15 protein-coding genes and 1 riboswitch are annotated in these 17,159 nt (G+C 68.2%); of the genes, 12 read left to right on the top strand and 3 right to left on the bottom strand.

Features of this window, described 5'->3' with window-relative positions; all coding sequences use genetic code 11:
• Window positions 1-16: 16 nt before the first annotated feature.
• Window positions 17-118: riboswitch (TPP riboswitch) on the top strand.
• Window positions 119-163: 45 nt separating this feature from the next.
• Together thiD and thiC are read left to right on the top strand one after the other, a co-directional pair.
• A complete protein-coding gene (gene thiD, locus GO608_RS12135) occupies window positions 164-1,009 on the top strand; it encodes a bifunctional hydroxymethylpyrimidine kinase/phosphomethylpyrimidine kinase (protein ID WP_169199362.1) in 846 nt (281 codons plus the stop codon).
• 51 nt (window positions 1,010-1,060) lie between these two features.
• Entirely contained in the window at window positions 1,061-2,977 is a 1,917-nt protein-coding gene (gene thiC, locus GO608_RS12130; protein ID WP_169199363.1) for a phosphomethylpyrimidine synthase ThiC, read from the top strand.
• Between the two features lie 188 nt (window positions 2,978-3,165).
• On the opposite strand, the gene GO608_RS12125 is transcribed toward thiC, so the two are convergent.
• On the bottom strand, window positions 3,166-3,723 hold the full coding sequence (locus tag GO608_RS12125) for a hypothetical protein (RefSeq protein WP_247003093.1): 558 nt from the start codon (window positions 3,721-3,723) through the stop codon (window positions 3,166-3,168).
• Window positions 3,724-3,960: 237 nt separating this feature from the next.
• On the opposite strand from GO608_RS12125, the gene GO608_RS12120 reads away from it, so the two are divergent.
• Both GO608_RS12120 and GO608_RS12115 read left to right on the top strand, forming a co-directional pair.
• Complete coding sequence (locus GO608_RS12120) at window positions 3,961-4,494, top strand: DUF2478 domain-containing protein (protein WP_169199128.1); 534 nt, start codon at window positions 3,961-3,963, stop codon at window positions 4,492-4,494.
• Window positions 4,495-4,584: 90 nt separating this feature from the next.
• On the top strand, window positions 4,585-4,839 hold the full coding sequence (locus GO608_RS12115) for a YkgJ family cysteine cluster protein (protein ID WP_169199133.1): 255 nt from the start codon (window positions 4,585-4,587) through the stop codon (window positions 4,837-4,839).
• 90 nt (window positions 4,840-4,929) lie between these two features.
• On the opposite strand, the gene GO608_RS12110 is transcribed toward GO608_RS12115, so the two are convergent.
• Window positions 4,930-7,128: a PhoX family protein gene (locus tag GO608_RS12110; RefSeq protein WP_169199127.1), complete on the bottom strand. Its 2,199-nt coding sequence runs from the start codon at window positions 7,126-7,128 to the stop codon at window positions 4,930-4,932.
• A 206-nt stretch (window positions 7,129-7,334) separates the two neighbouring features.
• Here GO608_RS12110 and GO608_RS12105 point away from each other — a divergent pair, with 206 nt between their 5' ends.
• The 8 genes from GO608_RS12105 to mgtE all read left to right on the top strand — a co-directional run bounded on the left by GO608_RS12105 (window position 7,335) and on the right by mgtE (window position 15,809).
• Window positions 7,335-8,159 (top strand): undecaprenyl-diphosphate phosphatase, encoded by an 825-nt coding sequence (locus GO608_RS12105; protein WP_169199126.1) that lies wholly within the window; start codon window positions 7,335-7,337, stop codon window positions 8,157-8,159.
• Window positions 8,160-8,221: 62 nt separating this feature from the next.
• The gene (locus GO608_RS12100; protein WP_169199125.1) at window positions 8,222-8,806 is read left to right on the top strand and encodes a YqiA/YcfP family alpha/beta fold hydrolase; all 585 of its coding nucleotides are present in this window, start codon (window positions 8,222-8,224) and stop codon (window positions 8,804-8,806) included.
• A complete protein-coding gene (locus GO608_RS12095; protein WP_169199124.1) occupies window positions 8,803-9,717 on the top strand; it encodes a methyltransferase domain-containing protein in 915 nt (304 codons plus the stop codon). The genes GO608_RS12100 and GO608_RS12095 overlap by 4 nt, the downstream gene beginning before the upstream one ends.
• A 93-nt stretch (window positions 9,718-9,810) precedes the next feature.
• Window positions 9,811-11,718 carry a ribonuclease catalytic domain-containing protein gene (locus tag GO608_RS12090; RefSeq protein ID WP_169199123.1) on the top strand — a complete coding sequence of 636 codons (1,908 nt, stop codon included), beginning with the start codon at window positions 9,811-9,813 and terminating at the stop codon, window positions 11,716-11,718.
• A 12-nt stretch (window positions 11,719-11,730) separates the two neighbouring features.
• Window positions 11,731-12,660: an energy transducer TonB gene (locus GO608_RS12085; RefSeq protein WP_169199122.1), complete on the top strand. Its 930-nt coding sequence runs from the start codon at window positions 11,731-11,733 to the stop codon at window positions 12,658-12,660.
• A complete protein-coding gene (aroE, locus tag GO608_RS12080) occupies window positions 12,657-13,496 on the top strand; it encodes a shikimate dehydrogenase (RefSeq protein WP_169199121.1) in 840 nt (279 codons plus the stop codon). The genes GO608_RS12085 and aroE overlap by 4 nt, the downstream gene beginning before the upstream one ends.
• Complete coding sequence (gene mtgA, locus GO608_RS12075) at window positions 13,493-14,185, top strand: monofunctional biosynthetic peptidoglycan transglycosylase (RefSeq protein ID WP_169199120.1); 693 nt, start codon at window positions 13,493-13,495, stop codon at window positions 14,183-14,185. Before aroE ends, mtgA begins: the two co-directional genes overlap by 4 nt.
• Window positions 14,186-14,366: 181 nt before the next feature.
• Window positions 14,367-15,809, top strand: coding sequence for a magnesium transporter (gene mgtE / locus GO608_RS12070; RefSeq protein ID WP_169199119.1), 1,443 nt, complete (start codon window positions 14,367-14,369; stop codon window positions 15,807-15,809).
• Between the two features lie 46 nt (window positions 15,810-15,855).
• Here the strand turns inward: mgtE and hemL are convergent, their stop codons facing one another.
• Window positions 15,856-17,139 (bottom strand): glutamate-1-semialdehyde 2,1-aminomutase, encoded by a 1,284-nt coding sequence (gene hemL, locus GO608_RS12065; protein ID WP_169199118.1) that lies wholly within the window; start codon window positions 17,137-17,139, stop codon window positions 15,856-15,858.
• Window positions 17,140-17,159 lie beyond the last annotated feature (20 nt).

The following is a 17,159-nucleotide window of genomic DNA, read 5'->3' as shown; positions in this document are numbered from 1 at the left end:
CCGTCCGGTAACGTTCGCAGTTCGTTGGGGGTGCCCGTGCGGCTTTCGCACGCGCTGAGAAAAACCCTTTGAACCTGATCCGGATCGCACCGGCGTAGGGAAACGCTTTCATGCAGACCTGTTCACCACCGCTCCAGCCATTCTCCCGCACGGGACTGCGCGCATGACGCGCCCGCCTCCGAACGTCGTCTCGATCGCCGGCGTCGATCCGAGCGGCGGCGCTGGCGTGCTCGCCGACATCAAGACTTTCTCCGCGCTCGGCGCCTACGGCTGCGGCATCGTCGCCGCGCTGACCGCGCAGAACACGCAGGCCGTCACCGGCGTGCATACGCCGCCGGTCGCGTTCCTGCGCCTGCAGATCGACACGCTGTTCGCCGACGTCAAGCTCGCCGCAGTCAAGCTCGGCATGCTGGGGACGACCGAAGTGGTCGCGGCCGTCGCCGACCGGCTCGCCCATTTCGACGCACCCTTCGTCGTCTGCGACCCGGTGATGGTCGCGAAAAGCGGCGATCACCTGCTCGCGAAGAACGCCGTCGCGATGCTGATCGAAGCGCTGCTGCCGCAAAGCTTCATGATCACTCCGAACCTCCCGGAAGCGGGCGTGCTGCTCGAACAGCGCGCCCCCGAATCGGTCAAGGAGATGTACCGCGCTGCGGAGCGGTTGCGCGACATGCTGCCGCTGTCGTCGGAGCGCTGGGTGCTGCTCAAGGGCGGCCACCTGCCCGGCGCCGAAGTCGTCGACCTGCTGTTCGACGGCGACCGGATGATCGAGCTGCCGTCGCCGCGCCTCGAGACGAAGAACACGCACGGCACCGGCTGCACTCTGTCGTCGGCGATCGCCGCGCTGCTGCCGCAGCATGCGGGGAGCCTGCGCCCAGTCGAAGCCGCGGTGCGCGACGCGCGCCACTATCTGCTGCGCGCGATCGCGTCCGCCAACGCGCTCGCGGTCGGCCGGGGGCACGGCCCGGTCCACCATTTCCACGCCGTGTGGCCCCGCCAGCAGGCATAACGACACGCCGCGCTGCACAGCGGCCTAACTATCCCCAGATACGGAGACACCATGAACGCCAGCGAAAAATTCATCGCCGCGAAAGCCCATGTCGACGAAGCGGCGGTTGCGCCGCTGCCGAACTCGCGCAAGATCCACGTCGCAGGCTCGCGCCCCGACATCCGCGTGCCGATGCGCGAAATCTCGCAGTCCGACACGCCCGCGTCGATGGGCGCCGAGCCAAATCCGCCGATCTTCGTCTACGACTGTTCCGGCCCGTACACCGATCCCACCGCGAAAATCGACATCCGCTCCGGCTTGGTGGCGCTGCGCCAGCAGTGGATCGAGGAGCGCGGCGACACCGAGGTGCTCGCCGACCTGTCTTCCGAATTCGGCCGCGCCCGCGCTGCCGACAAAGCCCTCGACGAGCTGCGCTTCCCCGGCCTGCACCGCAAGCCGCACCGCGCGAAAGCCGGCACGAACGTCAGCCAGATGCACTACGCGCGCCGCGGCATCATCACGCCGGAGATGGAATACGTCGCAATCCGCGAGAACATGAACCGCCGCGCCTACGTCGAATCGCTGCGCGCCGCTGGGCCGACCGGCGAGAAGATGGCGAAGCTCCTGACCCGTCAGCATCCGGGCCAGTCGTTCGGCGCGTCGATCCCTGAGGAAATCACCCCCGAGTTCGTGCGCGCCGAAGTCGCGCGCGGCCGCGCGATCATCCCGAACAACATCAACCACCCGGAAAGCGAACCGATGATCATCGGCCGCAACTTCCTCGTGAAGATCAACGCGAACATCGGCAACTCGGCGCTCGGCTCGTCGATCAGCGAGGAAGTCGACAAGATGACGTGGGCGATCCGCTGGGGCGGCGACACGGTGATGGATCTGTCGACCGGCAAGAACATCCACGAAACCCGCGAGTGGATCATCCGCAACTCGCCGGTGCCGATCGGCACGGTGCCGATCTATCAGGCGCTGGAAAAAGTCGACGGCAAGGCCGAAGAGCTGACCTGGGAAATCTTCCGCGACACGCTGATCGAGCAGGCCGAACAGGGCGTCGACTACTTCACGATCCACGCCGGCGTCTTGCTGCGCTACGTGCCGATGACCGCGAACCGCATGACCGGCATCGTGTCGCGCGGCGGCTCGATCATGGCCAAGTGGTGCCTCGCGCACCACAAGGAAAGCTTCCTCTACACGCACTTCGAGGACATCTGCGACATCATGAAGGCCTATGACGTCGCGTTCAGCCTCGGCGACGGCCTGCGCCCGGGCTCGATCTACGATGCGAACGACGACGCGCAGCTCGGCGAGCTGAAGACGCTCGGCGAACTCACCAGCATCGCGTGGAAGCACGACGTGCAGACGATCATCGAGGGCCCCGGGCACGTGCCGATGCACCTGATCAAGGAGAACATGGATCTCCAGCTCGAGGCCTGCCACGAAGCGCCGTTCTACACGCTCGGGCCGCTGACGACCGACATCGCGCCGGGCTACGACCACATCACGAGCGGCATCGGCGCGGCGCAGATCGGCTGGTACGGCACGGCGATGCTGTGCTACGTGACGCCGAAAGAGCACCTTGGGCTGCCGAACAAGCAGGACGTCAAGGAAGGCATCATCACCTACAAGCTCGCCGCGCACGCCGCGGACCTCGCGAAAGGCCACCCCGGTGCGCAGATCCGTGACAACGCGCTATCCAAGGCGCGCTTCGAGTTCCGCTGGGAAGACCAGTTCAACCTCGGCCTCGACCCGGACAAGGCGAAGGAATTCCACGACGAGACGCTGCCGAAGGATTCCGCGAAAGTCGCGCACTTCTGCTCAATGTGCGGCCCGCATTTCTGCTCGATGAAGATCACGCAGGACGTGCGCGACTTCGCCGCGAAGGAAGGCCTCAAGGAAGACGAGGCGCTCGCGAAAGGGATGGAAGTGAAGGCGGTCGAATTCGTCAAGAGCGGGGCCGAGGTGTATAGCAAGATCTGACGCAGCACGCTGCAACGCAACGAGGGAATGGGCCGCAGTCACGGCCCATTTCTTTTCGGCGTGCCGAAAACCTCCCCCGGGTGGGTGAAAACGAGGTTTCGGCGCCGCCAAAAGCACAGTGCCTTTCGCCGCATCGAAAGCGAATGCGGCGGACTACGCCTTCGGCTCATCCGCCTGCGCAGCCGCGGTCAACGAAGCGACACCGGATCGGGGCGCGGCTGCGGACCCGGACCCGGCTGCGGCGGTGGGTAGGGGTCCGGCCCGGGTTGCGGGACCGGCGTTGGCGGGCCAGGATCGGGTTCGGGCTTCTGTCCCGAGGCGGATTTCGGATCGGGGTTCGGATCGGGGTTCGGATCGGGGTTCGGATCGGGGTTCGGATCGGGGTTCGGATCGGGGTTCGGATCGGGGTTCGGATCGGGGTTCGGATCGGGGTTCGGGTTCGGGTTCGGGTTCGGGTTCGGGTTCGGGTTCGGGTTCGGGTTCGGGTTCGGGTTCGGAGTCGGGTCCGGAGTCGGGTTCGGATAGGGCTCCGGGTTAGGAATCGGATAAGGGCCGGGATGAGGGGACGGGGTGGGGTGCGGCGTCTTCCCCGGGACAGGGTCGCCGATCGACAGGCGCAGGACCATGAAGATCGGCGCCCGCAGCATCGCCGCGAATCCGGCAGAAAGCGGCATCAGGGCGCGGAAGCCGCCCGTCGAAGCGCCGGTAACAAAGAGGCTCAAGCTGGTCGTGGTCGGAATGGCCATTTTTGAACTCCGCATGAACACGCCGTGCCAGGCGCGAGTGGGGAAGTGGCGCCGGACTGTGGACACCCGGCGGGACGATCGGCGATTCCCTGCAAACCGCACTCCTGCGAAACCGCCCGCGGAGCGCCGGCACCGCGGTAACGCGATCCGATATTGGACAAAAAATCCGGCTGCCGCTTCATCGCTGCGGCGCCGGATGAGAGAATCGCGTACTCATCCCGCCAGCCCGAGTCCGCCATGTCCCCTGATGCCCTGCCGATCGCCGCGATCCTGTACACGCCCGCCGACCACATCGAGCCGGTGCTGATCGAAGCCGCGCGGCAGCTCGCGCAGCAGGGAGTGCGGCTCGGAGGCGTGCTGCAGCACGACATTCCGACGACCACCGAGGATCCGTGCGGCATGGAACTCGAAGACCTGTCGGGCGGCGAACGGTTTGCGCTGTCGCAGGATCTGGGGAGCGGGTCCGAGGCGTGCCGACTCGATCCGGACGCGCTCGCGCATGCCGCGATGGCGGTGCGCAATGCGCTCGAACAGGGCGCGACGCTGGTGTTCATCAACAAGTTCGGCGCGCAGGAGGCCTGCGGCTCCGGCCTGCGCGCCGAGATGGCGATGGCAGTCGCATCGGGCGTTCCCGTCGTCACTGCGGTCGGAGAGCGCTTCCTCGACGAATGGCAGCGCTTCACCGGCGGCGGTTCGACGCTGCTCGCGCCCGACGTCGCGGCGATCCTCGAATGGTGGGACACCGTGCGCGACGCGGCGCAGCCGGCGTGACGCTGCATGGGCCCGACTCGAGCCGAGAGGATCGTGGCGCCCACTTCGCCTCCGACTCGGCTGACAACCGGCGGCAGCGCCTCGCACGTGATGCAATGCCGGGCAGGCTGCGGCGCTTGCTGCATCGCGCCGTCGATCTCGTCGCCGATTCCCGGAATGCCGAACGGCAAGGCGGCGGGGGTGCGGTGTGTTCAGCTCACTGCGACGAACCGCTGCGCGATATTCGGCCGACCGGACCGCCCGGCCTGCTGCGCCGGCCTCAAGCCCGCCGAAGAGATGTGCGGCGCCTCGTGTGCGGATGCACTGCAGTGGCTCGCGAAGCTGGAAGCGGCGACGCGTCCCTAGCGTGCGGCCCCTCCGCCGCGCGCTTCTCCTAAAAACACGGCGTGCGCCGTGCTCCTTCTCTCTCTCGTCGCCGAGAGGCCGGTCGACACGTCAGATGCCGATCTCCCCACCATCCTCGCGCGTGATGACGATCGTCGCTGAGCGCGGCCGGGCACGGCCGCCGTCCGGCCAGTGGCTGCCGAAGCGAGCTGTCGCGTAATCGGGCCGCGTGGCCTCGCCCGGGTGCTGGATGTTGATGAACAGCGCCCGTCCGTCCGGCGTTTCGGCAAGCCCGGTGATCTCGCACTCCTTCGGCCCGACGAGGAACCGGCGCAGGTTCTCCTCGCCGAGCGGCGCGCCGACGTACGTGTTGACCGCCCTGCTCGAGACGCCGTCGCTGCTGACGATCGTGCGCGGTCCGCCGTCGCCGACACTTCCGGGCACTGCCGCAAGCAGCATGCAGTTCGTGACGTCCGTGTAAGCGCGGTCGTCGGTCCCGATCCACAGCACGCCGGTCGCCGGACTGAACCACAGGCCGTCGGGGCTCGAGAAGTCGTTCGCGTCGGTGAGCCCGGAGATGTTCACCGCCTTCGCGTCCGCGCTCGCCCGCGCGCCGAACAGGAACACGTCCCACGTGAAGCTCGTCGCACCCGCTTCGCCGCCGGCCTCGGCGAAGCGGATGACATGACCATTGGGATTGCCCCGCTGGTCCTGGCCGGTCGTCTTCCGATCGGTATAGAAGCGCGGATTCGCGGCATCGAGCTCGGCCAGCGGGCGGTTCGATGCGTTCGCGTTCGTCAGCGAAACATAGACTTCGCCATTCGCCGGATTCACCGCCGCCCACTCGGGCCGGTCCATCTTCGTCGCGCCCGCGGCGTCCGCGGCGAGCTGCGCGTGGACGACGACGTCGGCCTGGTCGGCGAACGGATACGCGGCGTTCGCCCCTGTGACGTTGCCGACACCGAAGCGCAGCTCGATCCATTTGCCGCTGCCGTCGGCGTCGAAGCGCGCGACATAGAGCCGGCCGTCGTCGAGGTACTTGTCCCCCGCGGCGAGCCCCCCGTCCGCGTCCGCGGGGTTCCACGGCTGGTTCGACACGTACTTGTAGATGTATTCGTCGCGCGAATCGCAGCCCATGTACCACACGAGCGGCGCGCCAGCTCGCACCGGCCCGAGCCACGCCCCTTCGTGCGCGAAGCGCCCCAGCGCAGTGCGCTTTTGCGGCGTCGAGGCCGGCGCGAACGGGTCGATCTCGACGACCCAGCCGTACGTGTTCACGGCGTTGCGATAGTCGTCGCCGCCGTCGTCGGACGCGCCGAGCTTCATCGCGTTCCAGCGACCGTAGAGGTCGTCGGGGATGTCCGGCGTCACCGTCGCCCACAGCTCGCGTCCCTTGCCACGCACGCCGTAGCGCGCGAACGCGACGAGCTCCTTTGGGCTGCGGCGGGGATCGTCGATCGACGCGATGCGGCGGAAGTAGCTCGCCCAGTTCTCCTCGCACGTCAGGTATGTGCCCCACGGCGTGTGTCCGCTCGCGCAGTTGTTGACCGTGCCGCGCGTGCGGCTGCCGTCCGGCGCGTATTTCGTGACCATGTAGCGCGTCTTCGCCGCTGGCCCGGCGAGCGCGATGTCGGTCAGCGTGTGGATGCGGCGGTTGAAGCGCGAGCTGCGCTCGTAGCGCCATTTCCCGCCCCCTTCGACGGTCTCGACGGTTTCGACGATGGTGACGCCGTGGGCGTAGAACTCGCGCAGCACTTCGCCGGCGTCGGTGCGCACGCCGTCGGCGACCGTCTGGCCGCGCGGATGCAAGTATTCCGCCGTGATCGCTTCGTGGTTCATGCACAGCAGCCCGCGCCGCGACGCGTTCCTCTGGTGCCGGCCGTTTGCGCCGAGCCCGAAGTAATGCATGCCGTCGTGGTGATCGCCGGCGCGCAGTGCGAAGCTCGCCGGGTCGTCCTCGCCGTTGTTCAGGTATTCGCCGACGCTCGCCGCGATCGGGTCGCCGACGCGAAACAGGACGCTGTAGCGGTAGCCGTCGGGCAGCACGACGGCATCTTCGAGGCTTTTTCCAACCAGGGTGAAACCGAGGCGCGGGGTGCGGCGGCCGGGAGCGGCGGCCTCCGGGACGGCGGGCGCAGCGAAAGCGTTCGGCAGACCGGCTCCGGTCAGCGTCAGCACCGCGGCGCCGAGGCCACCGCCGAGCAGTTGGCGACGCGACAGCCGCGCGTGCAGCACGGCTTCGAAGCGCGTGTTCCCGGAGGTGTTCGTCGATGCGTCGTCGCGTGACGGGAACAGGAGGGGGTCGGTCATCGTGAAATCCTCTGCAGGGTTTCTTGTGTCGGGGGAGCTGCTCCCGCACGGTATGCGGCAATTGCTGGAGATGCATGAAGATGCATGACAGCGCAATGCCCGTTCCCCGCCGTGTCGGATCAACAGCGCCCGTTTATAGATCATTTCGCTGCCCCGCAACAATCCGCTCCGTATAATCCCCGCCTTCGACCGCCCAAGGACCCGGCATGGATCTTCCCCTCCTCGTTATCGCGCTCATTCTCGGCATTGTCGAGGGACTGACCGAATTCCTGCCGATCTCCTCCACCGGCCACCTGATCATCATCGGCGACCTGCTCGGCTACAACGACGCGACGAGCAAGGTATTCAAGATCGTCATCCAGTTCGCCGCGATTCTCGCCGTATGCTGGGACTATCGCGAACGGCTGGTGCGCGTCGCGGCCGGCGTCGGCAGCGAGCCGGCGGCGCAGCGCTTCATCGGCTTGCTGTTCATCGGCTTCCTGCCGGCGGCGGTGCTCGGCCTGATGTTCCATTCGACGATCAAGGGCCTGCTGTTCAACCCGCTGACCGTCGCAACGGCGCTCGTCGTCGGCGGCCTGCTGATTCTCTACCTCGAGCGCCGCGCGTACCATCCGCATATCAACGCGATCGACGAGATGCGCTGGCCCGATGCGCTGAAAGTCGGGTTCGCGCAGGCCGCAGCGATGATTCCGGGCACGTCGCGGTCCGGGGCGACGATCTTGGGCGGGCTCGTGTTCGGGCTGTCGCGCAAGGCCGCGGCGGAATTCTCGTTCTTCCTCTCGATTCCGACGATGTTCGCAGCGACCGTCTACGACCTGTACAAGAACCGCGACCTGCTCCACATGGCCGACCTGCCGGTGTTCGCGATCGGCTTCGTCGCGTCCTTCTTCGCGGCGATGTTCGCCGTCAAGGCTTTCATCCGCTTCATCTCGAACCATACTTTCGTCGCTTTCGCGTGGTATCGCATCGTGTTCGGGCTGGTGGTGCTCGCGACGTGGCAGCTGGGGCTCGTCGAGTGGAGCGAGTTCTAGCCGTGCCGCAGGCCGCCGCCCGCGGCTAGACTGTCGCTTTCCGGCCGTCCCGAGAGGCTCCGATGATCATCTACCTGCACGGCTTCCGCTCCGCTCCGGCGTCGATCAAGGCGCAAGCGTTGCAGCGCCACATGACTGCGAAAGGATTGGCGCACGCGTTCTGGTGCGAACAGCTGCCGGTGTCGCCCCGCGCAGCGATCGCGCTGGTCGAGGCGCAGATCGCGCACTGCCGCCGCGAACGGCCGGAGCTTCGTCCGACACTGGTCGGCAGCTCGCTTGGCGGCTTCTACGCGACCTGGCTCGCGGAGAAGCACCGGCTCGCGGCGGCGCTCGTAAACCCGGCCGTCGTCGCGCCGCTGTCGCTCGAAGCCTGGATCGGCCCCCAGACGAACCTCTACACCGGCGAGCGTTTCGACTTCACCATACGGCACATCGAGGAACTGCGCGCGCTCGACATCGCCGCGATCACGCGGCCCGAACGCTACTGGCTGCTCGCCGAAACCGGCGACGAAGTGCTCGACTACCGCGACGCGGTCGCGAAATATGCCGGCGCGCGGCAGATCGTGCTCGCCGGCGGCGACCACGGATTTTCGCGCTGGAACGATTATCTCGACGCGCTGCTCGCGTTTGCGGGACTGCCATCATGACCGGGTCCGATTTCGACGCGCGCCGCTTCAAGTCGATCGAGCGGGCCGGCTTCAACCGCATCGCCGCCCGCTACGCCGATGGCGCCCACCTGCGTGCGGACCTTGCCGACGCGCTGCTCGGCGCGGCACGGCTTGCACCCGGCCAGCAGGTGCTCGACCTCGCCAGCGGTCCCGGCCTGCTCGCGCGCGCAGCCGCCCGCCAGGTCCAGCCGGGCGGCTGGGTGCTCGCGAGCGACATCGCCGAGGAGATGCTCGCCGAAGGCGCGCGGCGCACGCTCGGCGAAACTGTCGCCGCTGCGCTGCCCGCCGGCACGCCGGCGCTTTCGTTCGCTGCCGCCGACGCCGAACAGCTGTGCCTGCCGGATGCGAGCTTCGACTGCGTGCTCGCCGGCCTCGCGCTGTTCATGTTCCCGCATCCGCAGCGGGCGCTGGCCGAGATGCACCGCGTGCTGCGCCCGGGAGGGCGGGTCGCGCTGTCGACGTGGGGCGCACGCGACGACGTCCCGCTGATCCGCTGCGCCCAGGACTGCATCGCCCGCCTGCTGCCGGCACCGAAAGTCGCACGCCCGTCGGTGTTCCGCTTCGGTGACGCAGCGGTGCTCGAAGCGGCGCTCGAAGCGGCGGGTTTCGTCGACGTGCACGTCGAGCCTTGCCGCTTCACGTGCCATTTCGCCGACGCCGCGGCCTACTGGCAGGCTTTTCTCGATCTCGCCGGCGGCGCTGCCGAAGCGCTCGCGCGCCTGCCGCAGGCCACGCAGCACGCGTTGCGCGACGCAGTCGCCGCCGAGCTCGAAGCGCATCGCAGCACCGGCGGCACCGGATATTCGATCGGCGCGCTCGCGCTCGTCGCCACCGCGCGCCGCCCGGCCGAAGGAACCCTTGCCGGGCGGAGCGCGCCCAACGGCGGGTGACGACACGGGCGCACCGGCTCTGGCCCGGGACTTCGAGCCCGCTGCGACCGAATCCTTTAAACTGTCGGGCTTGCTCATTGATGGCGGTAGCCGATGTTTGTGCTGTTCGAAGAGGACGGGGCCTTCAAGGCCGGGACGGTTCTCGCTGATAACGACTCCTCGTTGCAGGTGGAGACCTCTCACGGCAAACGGGTGAAGCTGAAAAGCAGCCACGTGCTGCTGCAGTTCCGCGAGCCCGCGCCGGGCGAACTGCTCGAACGCGCCGCGGCCGACGCCGAGGAACTGGACACCGGTTTCCTGTGGGAAGTGTGCGGCGACGGCGAGTTCGGCTTCCAGGACTTCGCCACCGAGTACCACGGCCACACGCCGAACGCGGTCGAAGCTGCTGCGGTGCTGCTGCGCCTGCACTCGGCGCCGATCTATTTCCACCGCAAGGGGCGCGGGCGTTTCCGCAAGGCTCCCGCCGAGATCCTGCAGGCGGCGCTCGCCGGCCTGGAAAAAAAGCGTCAGCAGGCCGAAGCGATCGAGCGCATGCGCAGCGAACTCGTCGCCGGACGCCTGCCCGCGGAACTCGCAGGCATGCTGCCGCAGCTGCTGTACCGTCCGGACCGCAACCGCATCGAAACCAAGGCGTTCGAGGCGGCGTGCGTCGACGCCGGCCTGTCGGCGCCGCGGCTGCTGCTCAAGTGCGGCGCGCTCGCGTCGAGCTACGATTTCCACTATCACCGCTTCCTGTTCGAATATTTCGAGGACGGCGTCGCGTTCCCGCCTTTCGAGCCGCCGCACGATCCGGCCGAACTGCCGCGCGCCGATGTCGCCGCGTTCTCGATCGACGACGCGACGACGACCGAAATCGACGATGCGTTCTCGGTGACGCCGCGCGAAGGCGGCGGCTGGCGTATCGGCATCCACATCGCCGCGCCGGCGCTCGGCTTCGCGCGCGGATCGTCGCTCGACGCGATCGCGCGCCGCCGGCTGTCGACGGTGTATATGCCGGGCAACAAGATCACGATGCTGCCGGACGCCGTCGTCGAAGCGTTCACGCTCGCTGCCGGACGCGACTGTCCGGCAGTGTCGCTGTACCTCGACGTCACCGCGGCGCTGGCGATCGTCGGGCACGAGAGCCGCGTCGAGCGCGTGCCGATCGTCGCGAACCTGCGCCACCACGATATCGAGCCGCTGTTCAACGAGCAGGTGTTGCACGAACAGGACGGCCTCGACTTCGCGTGGAAGCGCGAGCTCACTTTGCTGTGGGACCTCGCGACGGTGCTCGAAGCCGGCCGCGGCAAGGCCGAATCGAACCAGAACCAGGTCGATTTCAACTTCTACGTCGACTGGCAGACCGAGACCGCCGACGGCGCCGGCTACGTGACGATCACGCAGCGCCGGCGCGGTTCGCCGCTCGACAAGCTGGTCGCCGAGATGATGATCCTGGCGAACGCGACGTGGGGCAAGCTGCTCGACGAAGCCGGCGTGCCCGGCCTCTATCGCGCCCAGAGCGGCGGCAAAGTGCGCATGACGACGGTCGCTGCGCCGCACGACGGCCTCGGCGTCGACTGCTACGCGTGGTCGAGTTCGCCGCTGCGCCGCTACGTCGACATGATCAACCAGTGGCAGATCATCTCGGTGCTGCGCCACGAACCGCCGGCCTTCGCGCCGAAGTCGGCGGACCTGATGGCGGCGCTGCGCGACTTCGAACTGACTTACGCCGCATATGCCGATTTCCAGCGCCAGATGGAGCGCTACTGGTGCCTGCGCTGGCTGCGCCAGCAGCCCGGCATCGCGGTCGACGGCAAAGTGCTGCGCGACAACCTCGTGCGCCTCGAGACGATTCCGCTGCTGCTGAAAGTGCCGTCGCTGCCGGTGCAGCTGCCGGGCAGCCGCGTGCGCCTGACGATCGAGGACAGCGACGTGCTCGACGTCGATGTCCGCGCGCGCTACGTCGAGACGCTCGCCGAGCCGACTCCGGAAGAGGCCGCCGACGCCGCGCTGGAAAGCTGAGCCGGCTGCGCAATGTCGAGCCGCCCGACCCTCCGCCGACCGAAGCCCGCCGCGAGCGCCCTGCGCGCGCTGGCGAAGCTGAGCGGCGGCGCGGGGCGGGACGCGCGTCGGCTGCAGCTGGCGCTCGCCGTCTCGGTACTGCTGCATGCGCTGGTCCTGAGCATCAGTTTCACGCTCCCGGTGCGCCCGCCGAATCGCGACCCCGGGCTCGAAGTCGTCCTCGTCAATGCCCGCCACGCGCGCGCGCCCGACAAAGCCGACGCGCTTGCACAGGCGAACGTCGACGGCGGCGGCAACAGCGACCGGCAAGTCAGGCCGAAGACTCCGCTGCCGCCGCAGGAAGTCCGCCGCGACGGCGACACGCCCGTCGAAGCGAGAAAGCGCGTCGCCCCGCGCGCGCCGGTCGAGCGCCGCGTGCTGACGCAGCCGAAAGCCGCGACGGCAGTCTCCCGCCCCCCGCCGCGCACCAGCGAGGCGCCGCCGGCACCCGCCGCGACGCCGTCCGGGCTCGACCTGCTCAACAGCGCCGCCACCGTCGCGCGCCTGGAAGCCGAGATCGGCCGGCAGCTCGACGATTACGCCAAACGCCCGCGCAAGAAGTTCATCGGCGCGCGCACGAAGGAATACCGCTTCGCGCAGTACGTCGAGGACTGGCGCCACAAGATCGAGCGCGTCGGCACGCTGAACTATCCGGAAGCGGCGCGCGGGCGCTTGTACGGCAGCCTGCTGCTGGTCGTCGCGATCCGTGCCGACGGCTCGATCGAGCGCGTCGAGATCCAGCGCTCGTCGGGCGAGCCGGTCCTCGACGAAGCGGCAAAACGCATCGTCCGGCTGGCCGCGCCGTTCGCGCCTTTTCCCGGCGACATCCGCAGCGACACCGACATCCTCGAGATCGCCCGCACCTGGACTTTCACCAACGCCGACAAGGTAATCGCCCAGTGACCCTCGACCGCTACGCCGTCATCGGCAACCCGATCTCCCACAGCCGCTCGCCGGCGATCCACGCCGAGTTCGCGCGGCAGACCGGGGAGCAACTATCGTACGAGGCGCTGCTCGCGCCGCTCGACGGCTTTCGCGACGCGGTCGAGCGCTTTCGCCGTGCCGGCGGTCGCGGCATGAACGTCACCGTGCCGTTCAAGCTCGAAGCGTTCGCGCTCGTCGAGCGGTGCTCGCCGCGTGCGCGCGCCGCCGGCGCCGTCAATACGCTCGCGTTCGGGCCCGACGGCATCTTCGGCGACAACACCGACGGCGCCGGTCTCCTCCGCGACCTCGTCCACAACCTCGATCGCCCGCTCGAAGGGCAACGCATCCTGCTGCTCGGTGCGGGCGGCGCGGCGCGCGGTGGGCTGCTGCCGCTGCTCGCCGAGCGCCCGGCATCGCTGACGCTCGCGAACCGCAGCGTCGCCAAGGCCCACGCGCTGGCTGCGGCGTTCCGCAGCCACGCGCCGGACGTCGCGCTCGACGCGTGTGGCTTCATCGACTTGACCGGGCGGGCGTTCGACGTCGTCATCAACGCGACCGCCGCCAGCCTCGCCAACGAAGCGCCGCAGCTGCCTCCCGGGCTGTACGCGGCGAACGCGCTCGCGTACGACATGATGTACGGGCGCGGCGACACGCCTTTCCTCGCCGCGGCCCGCAACGACGGCGTCACCCAGCGGGCTGACGGCCTGGGCATGCTCGTCGAGCAGGCGGCGGAGAGCTTCCTGCTGTGGCGTGGCGTAAGACCGGATACCGCTGCGGTGCTCGCCGCGTTGCGCCGCCAGCTCGCCGGCGAATGAAAACCGTGTTGCGCGGCGCAGGCTGGGTGCTGCTGGCGCTGGCCACGCTGTTCCTGTTGTACCAGCTGTGGATTTTCACGCTCGTGCTGTGGTGGAGCCACTTCAATCCGTCGAGCACGAGCTTCATGCAGCTGCGCCTCGACGAGTTGCAGGCGAAGCGGCCGGACGTGGAACTGCGGCACGAGTGGGTGCCGTACGAACGCATCTCGATTCACCTCAAGCGCGCCGTGATCACTGCCGAGGACGACACTTTCATCGACCACGACGGTTTCGACTGGGAAGGCATGCAGCGCGCGCTCGAGAAGAACCAGCGCAAGGGCCGCGCCGTCGCCGGCGGCTCGACGATCAGCCAGCAGCTCGCGAAGAACCTGTTCCTGTCGCCGTCGAAGAGTTACTTCCGCAAGGCCCAGGAGGCACTCATCACGGTGATGATCGAAGCGGTGTGGAGCAAGCGTCGCATCCTCGAGGTCTATCTCAACGTCGTCGAATGGGGCAATGGGATTTTCGGTTGCGAAGCCGCGGCGCGACGCTATTTCCGCGTCGCGGCAAGCCGCCTCGGCCCTGCCGAAGCCGCGCGCCTGGCAGTGATGCTGCCGAATCCGCGGCGCTACGAGAAGCAGTTCGGACCGCGCCTCGCAGCCCATGCCCAGCGGATCCGGTCACGGATGGGCTACGCGACGGTGCCCTGAAACCGCCTTCCCGGGAATCGCTCGGCACCGTGGTCGCGGGCGTCGACGAGCAGCTGCGACGAACTTTCGCGGCAGCGCAGCATTTTGCGGGATCTGGGGTCGCAAGGGCGGGTCGAAGTCCGTAGAATTCGCGCCTTACGCCCTGACCCCACCCGACTCCACACCCGCCCCGGAGGCGCCGATGAGCGCGCAAGACGAGCTCCACCCGGACGACATCCAGCAGCACCTGCGCGAAGTGCAGGCGCTGCTGTCGCGCCACAAGGTGGTGGAAGAACTCGTCCATCGGCAGGACATGCCGCGCCACGAGCTCGTCGAAAACCTCGTCCACAAGCAGCACCTGGCCGAGCTGCAGACTCGCCTTGACAAGCTCCACCCGGCCGACATCGCGTACATCCTCGAAGCGCTGCCGCCCGAGGACCGCCTGTTCGTCTGGGACCTCGTCAAAGCCGATCGCGACGGCGAAATCCTGCTGGAAGTGTCGGACGCGGTGCGCGAGACGCTGATCGAGACGATGCGCCCCGACGAGCTCATCGCCGCGGCGGAGACGCTCGACGCCGACGAGCTCGCCGACCTCGCGCCGGACCTGCCGCCGGAAGTCATGCAGGACGTCTTCCAGGCGCTCGACAGCGAAGGCCGCGAACAGCTGCGCGCGGCGATGTCATTCCCGGAGGAATCGGTCGGCGCGCTGATGGATTTCGACATGGTGACGGTGCGCGAGGACGTCACGCTCGAAGTCGTGCTGCGCTACCTGCGCCGCTTCGAGGAGCTGCCCGACCACACCGACAAGCTCTTCGTCATCGACCGCAACGATCACCTGAAAGGCATCCTGACGCTCGAGTCGCTGCTGATCAACGATCCGGAGATGACCGTCGCGGATGCGATGCATCGCGAGAACATCATCAGTTTCGAGCCCGACGACGAAGCCGACGACGCGGCGCAGGCGTTCGAGCGCTACGACCTCGTGTCCGCGCCGGTCGTCGACCGCGAGCGGCGCGTCATCGGCCGGCTGACGGTCGCCGACGTCGTCGATTTCATCCGCGAGGAGTCCGAAGCGGAGATCCTCAGCCACGCCGGTCTGCGCGAGGAAGAGGACATCTTCGCTTCGGTGTGGGACTCGGTGAAGAACCGCTGGGCGTGGCTCGCGGTGAACCTCGTCACGGCGTTCATCGCGTCGCGCGTGATTGGCGCGTTCGAAGGCTCGATCGAGAAGCTCGTCGCGCTCGCCGCGCTGATGCCGATCGTCGCCGGCATCGGCGGCAACTCCGGCAACCAGACGATCACGATGATCGTGCGCGCGATCGCGATGGGCCAGGTCGAACAGTCGGCGATGCAGCGCCTGATGAAAAAGGAGATCGGCGTCGCGCTGTTCAACGGCGTCGTGTGGGGCGGCCTGCTCGGCGTGCTCGCGTGGTGGCTCTACGGCAGCGCGTCGCTCGGCGCCGTGATGACAGCCGCGATGATGCTGAACCTGCTGCTTGCCGCTGCGGCCGGCGTCGTGATCCCGATGTTGCGCATGCGCCTCGGCGGCGACCCCGCGATCGGCGGCTCGGTGATGATCACCGCGCTGACCGACTCGGGCGGCTTCTTCATCTTCCTCGGGCTCGCGACGCTGTTCCTGCTGTGATCCCGCGCCGCCGCCACAGGCGGCGGGACGGGGGCAGCCGTCCGGTTCAGCCGAGACGCGCGAACACTTCGCGCGCCGCCGCGATCGTTCCGTCGATGTCGGCAGCGGTATGCGCCGCCGACACGAAACCCGCTTCGAACGCCGACGGCGCGAAGTAGTGGCCGGCGTCGAGCATCGCGTGGAAGAAGCGGTTGAACGCGTCGCGATCGGATGCCATGACGTCGGCGAAGGACTTCGGCACGGCGGCGCTGAAATACACACCGAACATGCCGCCGACCGAGTCGGCACTGAACGTCACGCCGGCGTCGGTCGCCGCCGCGGCGAGCCCCGTGACGAGCTGCGTCGTGCGCGCGCTGAGGTTTTCGTAGAAGCCGGGTTCACGCAGCAATTTCAGCGATGCGAGGCCCGCGGCGACCGCGACCGGGCTGCCCGACAGCGTGCCGGCCTGGTACACCGGGCCGAGCGGCGCGATTTTCTCCATGATGTCGCGCCGCCCACCGAACGCCCCCACCGGCATCCCGCCGCCGATGACCTTGCCGAGCGTCGTGAGATCCGGCGTGATGCCGTAGAGCCCCTGCACACCTTGCAGGCCGACGCGAAAGCCCGTCATGACTTCGTCGAAAATCAGCACGACGTCGTATTCGGTGCAGAGCCGGCGCAGCCCTTCGAGGAAGCCCGGCAGCGGCTTGACGAGGTTCATGTTGCCGGCGATCGCCTCGACGATGACTGCGGCGATCTCGCCGCCGCGCGCGCGGAACACGTCCTCGACCTGCTGCAGGTCGTTGTAGTCGAGCACGATCGTGTGCTTCGCGAAGTCCGCCGGCACGCCGCCCGACGACGGGTTGCCGAACGTCAGCAGCCCGGATCCGGCCTTGACGAGCAGGCTGTCGGCGTGGCCGTGGTAGCAGCCTTCGAACTTGACGATCGCGTCGCGGCCGGTGAAGCCGCGCGCGAGCCGGATCGCGCTCATCGTCGCCTCGGTGCCGGAGCTCACCAGCCGCACCATCTCGATCGACGGCATCAGCTCGCAGATCAGCTCGGCAATGTCGACTTCGGCTTCGGACGGGGCGCCGAACGACAGCCCGGCGAGCGCCGCCTCGCGCACCGCCTCGACGATCGCCGGATGCGCGTGGCCGGCAATCGCCGGCCCCCACGAACCGACGTAGTCGATGTAGACCTTGCCGTCGGCATCCCACACGCGCGCCCCTTCGGCCCGACTGATGAAGCGCGGCGTGCCGCCGACCGAGCGGAACGCGCGGACCGGCGAGTTGACGCCGCCGGGGATGGACTTCTGGGCACGCTGGAAAAGGGCTTCGTTTCTGCTGGTCATGTCGATGGCAACCCGTGTGG

The sequence above is a fragment of the Aromatoleum buckelii genome, from assembly GCF_012910785.2.
Taxonomy (GTDB): domain Bacteria; phylum Pseudomonadota; class Gammaproteobacteria; order Burkholderiales; family Rhodocyclaceae; genus Aromatoleum; species Aromatoleum buckelii.
Note: the sequence above shows the minus strand (reverse complement) of the source record. Positions and strands in the feature narration are given on the sequence as shown.

Excerpts from the sequence above, each read along its gene's own strand:
- GO608_RS12115 (WP_169199133.1), top strand. The coding sequence starts at position 4,585 with ATGCAATGCCGGGCAGGCTGCGGCGCTTGCTGCATCGCGCCGTCGATC.
- mgtE (WP_169199119.1), top strand. The coding sequence starts at position 14,367 with ATGAGCGCGCAAGACGAGCTCCACCCGGACGACATCCAGCAGCACCTG.
- GO608_RS12125 (WP_247003093.1), bottom strand. The coding sequence starts at position 3,723 with ATGGCCATTCCGACCACGACCAGCTTGAGCCTCTTTGTTACCGGCGCT.
- thiC (WP_169199363.1), top strand. The coding sequence starts at position 1,061 with ATGAACGCCAGCGAAAAATTCATCGCCGCGAAAGCCCATGTCGACGAA.
- thiD (WP_169199362.1), top strand. The coding sequence starts at position 164 with ATGACGCGCCCGCCTCCGAACGTCGTCTCGATCGCCGGCGTCGATCCG.
- GO608_RS12120 (WP_169199128.1), top strand. The coding sequence starts at position 3,961 with ATGTCCCCTGATGCCCTGCCGATCGCCGCGATCCTGTACACGCCCGCC.
- GO608_RS12100 (WP_169199125.1), top strand. The coding sequence starts at position 8,222 with ATGATCATCTACCTGCACGGCTTCCGCTCCGCTCCGGCGTCGATCAAG.
- GO608_RS12110 (WP_169199127.1), bottom strand. The coding sequence starts at position 7,128 with ATGACCGACCCCCTCCTGTTCCCGTCACGCGACGACGCATCGACGAAC.
- GO608_RS12095 (WP_169199124.1), top strand. The coding sequence starts at position 8,803 with ATGACCGGGTCCGATTTCGACGCGCGCCGCTTCAAGTCGATCGAGCGG.
- GO608_RS12090 (WP_169199123.1), top strand. The coding sequence starts at position 9,811 with ATGTTTGTGCTGTTCGAAGAGGACGGGGCCTTCAAGGCCGGGACGGTT.
- mtgA (WP_169199120.1), top strand. The coding sequence starts at position 13,493 with ATGAAAACCGTGTTGCGCGGCGCAGGCTGGGTGCTGCTGGCGCTGGCC.
- GO608_RS12105 (WP_169199126.1), top strand. The coding sequence starts at position 7,335 with ATGGATCTTCCCCTCCTCGTTATCGCGCTCATTCTCGGCATTGTCGAG.
- hemL (WP_169199118.1), bottom strand. The coding sequence starts at position 17,139 with ATGACCAGCAGAAACGAAGCCCTTTTCCAGCGTGCCCAGAAGTCCATC.
- GO608_RS12085 (WP_169199122.1), top strand. The coding sequence starts at position 11,731 with ATGTCGAGCCGCCCGACCCTCCGCCGACCGAAGCCCGCCGCGAGCGCC.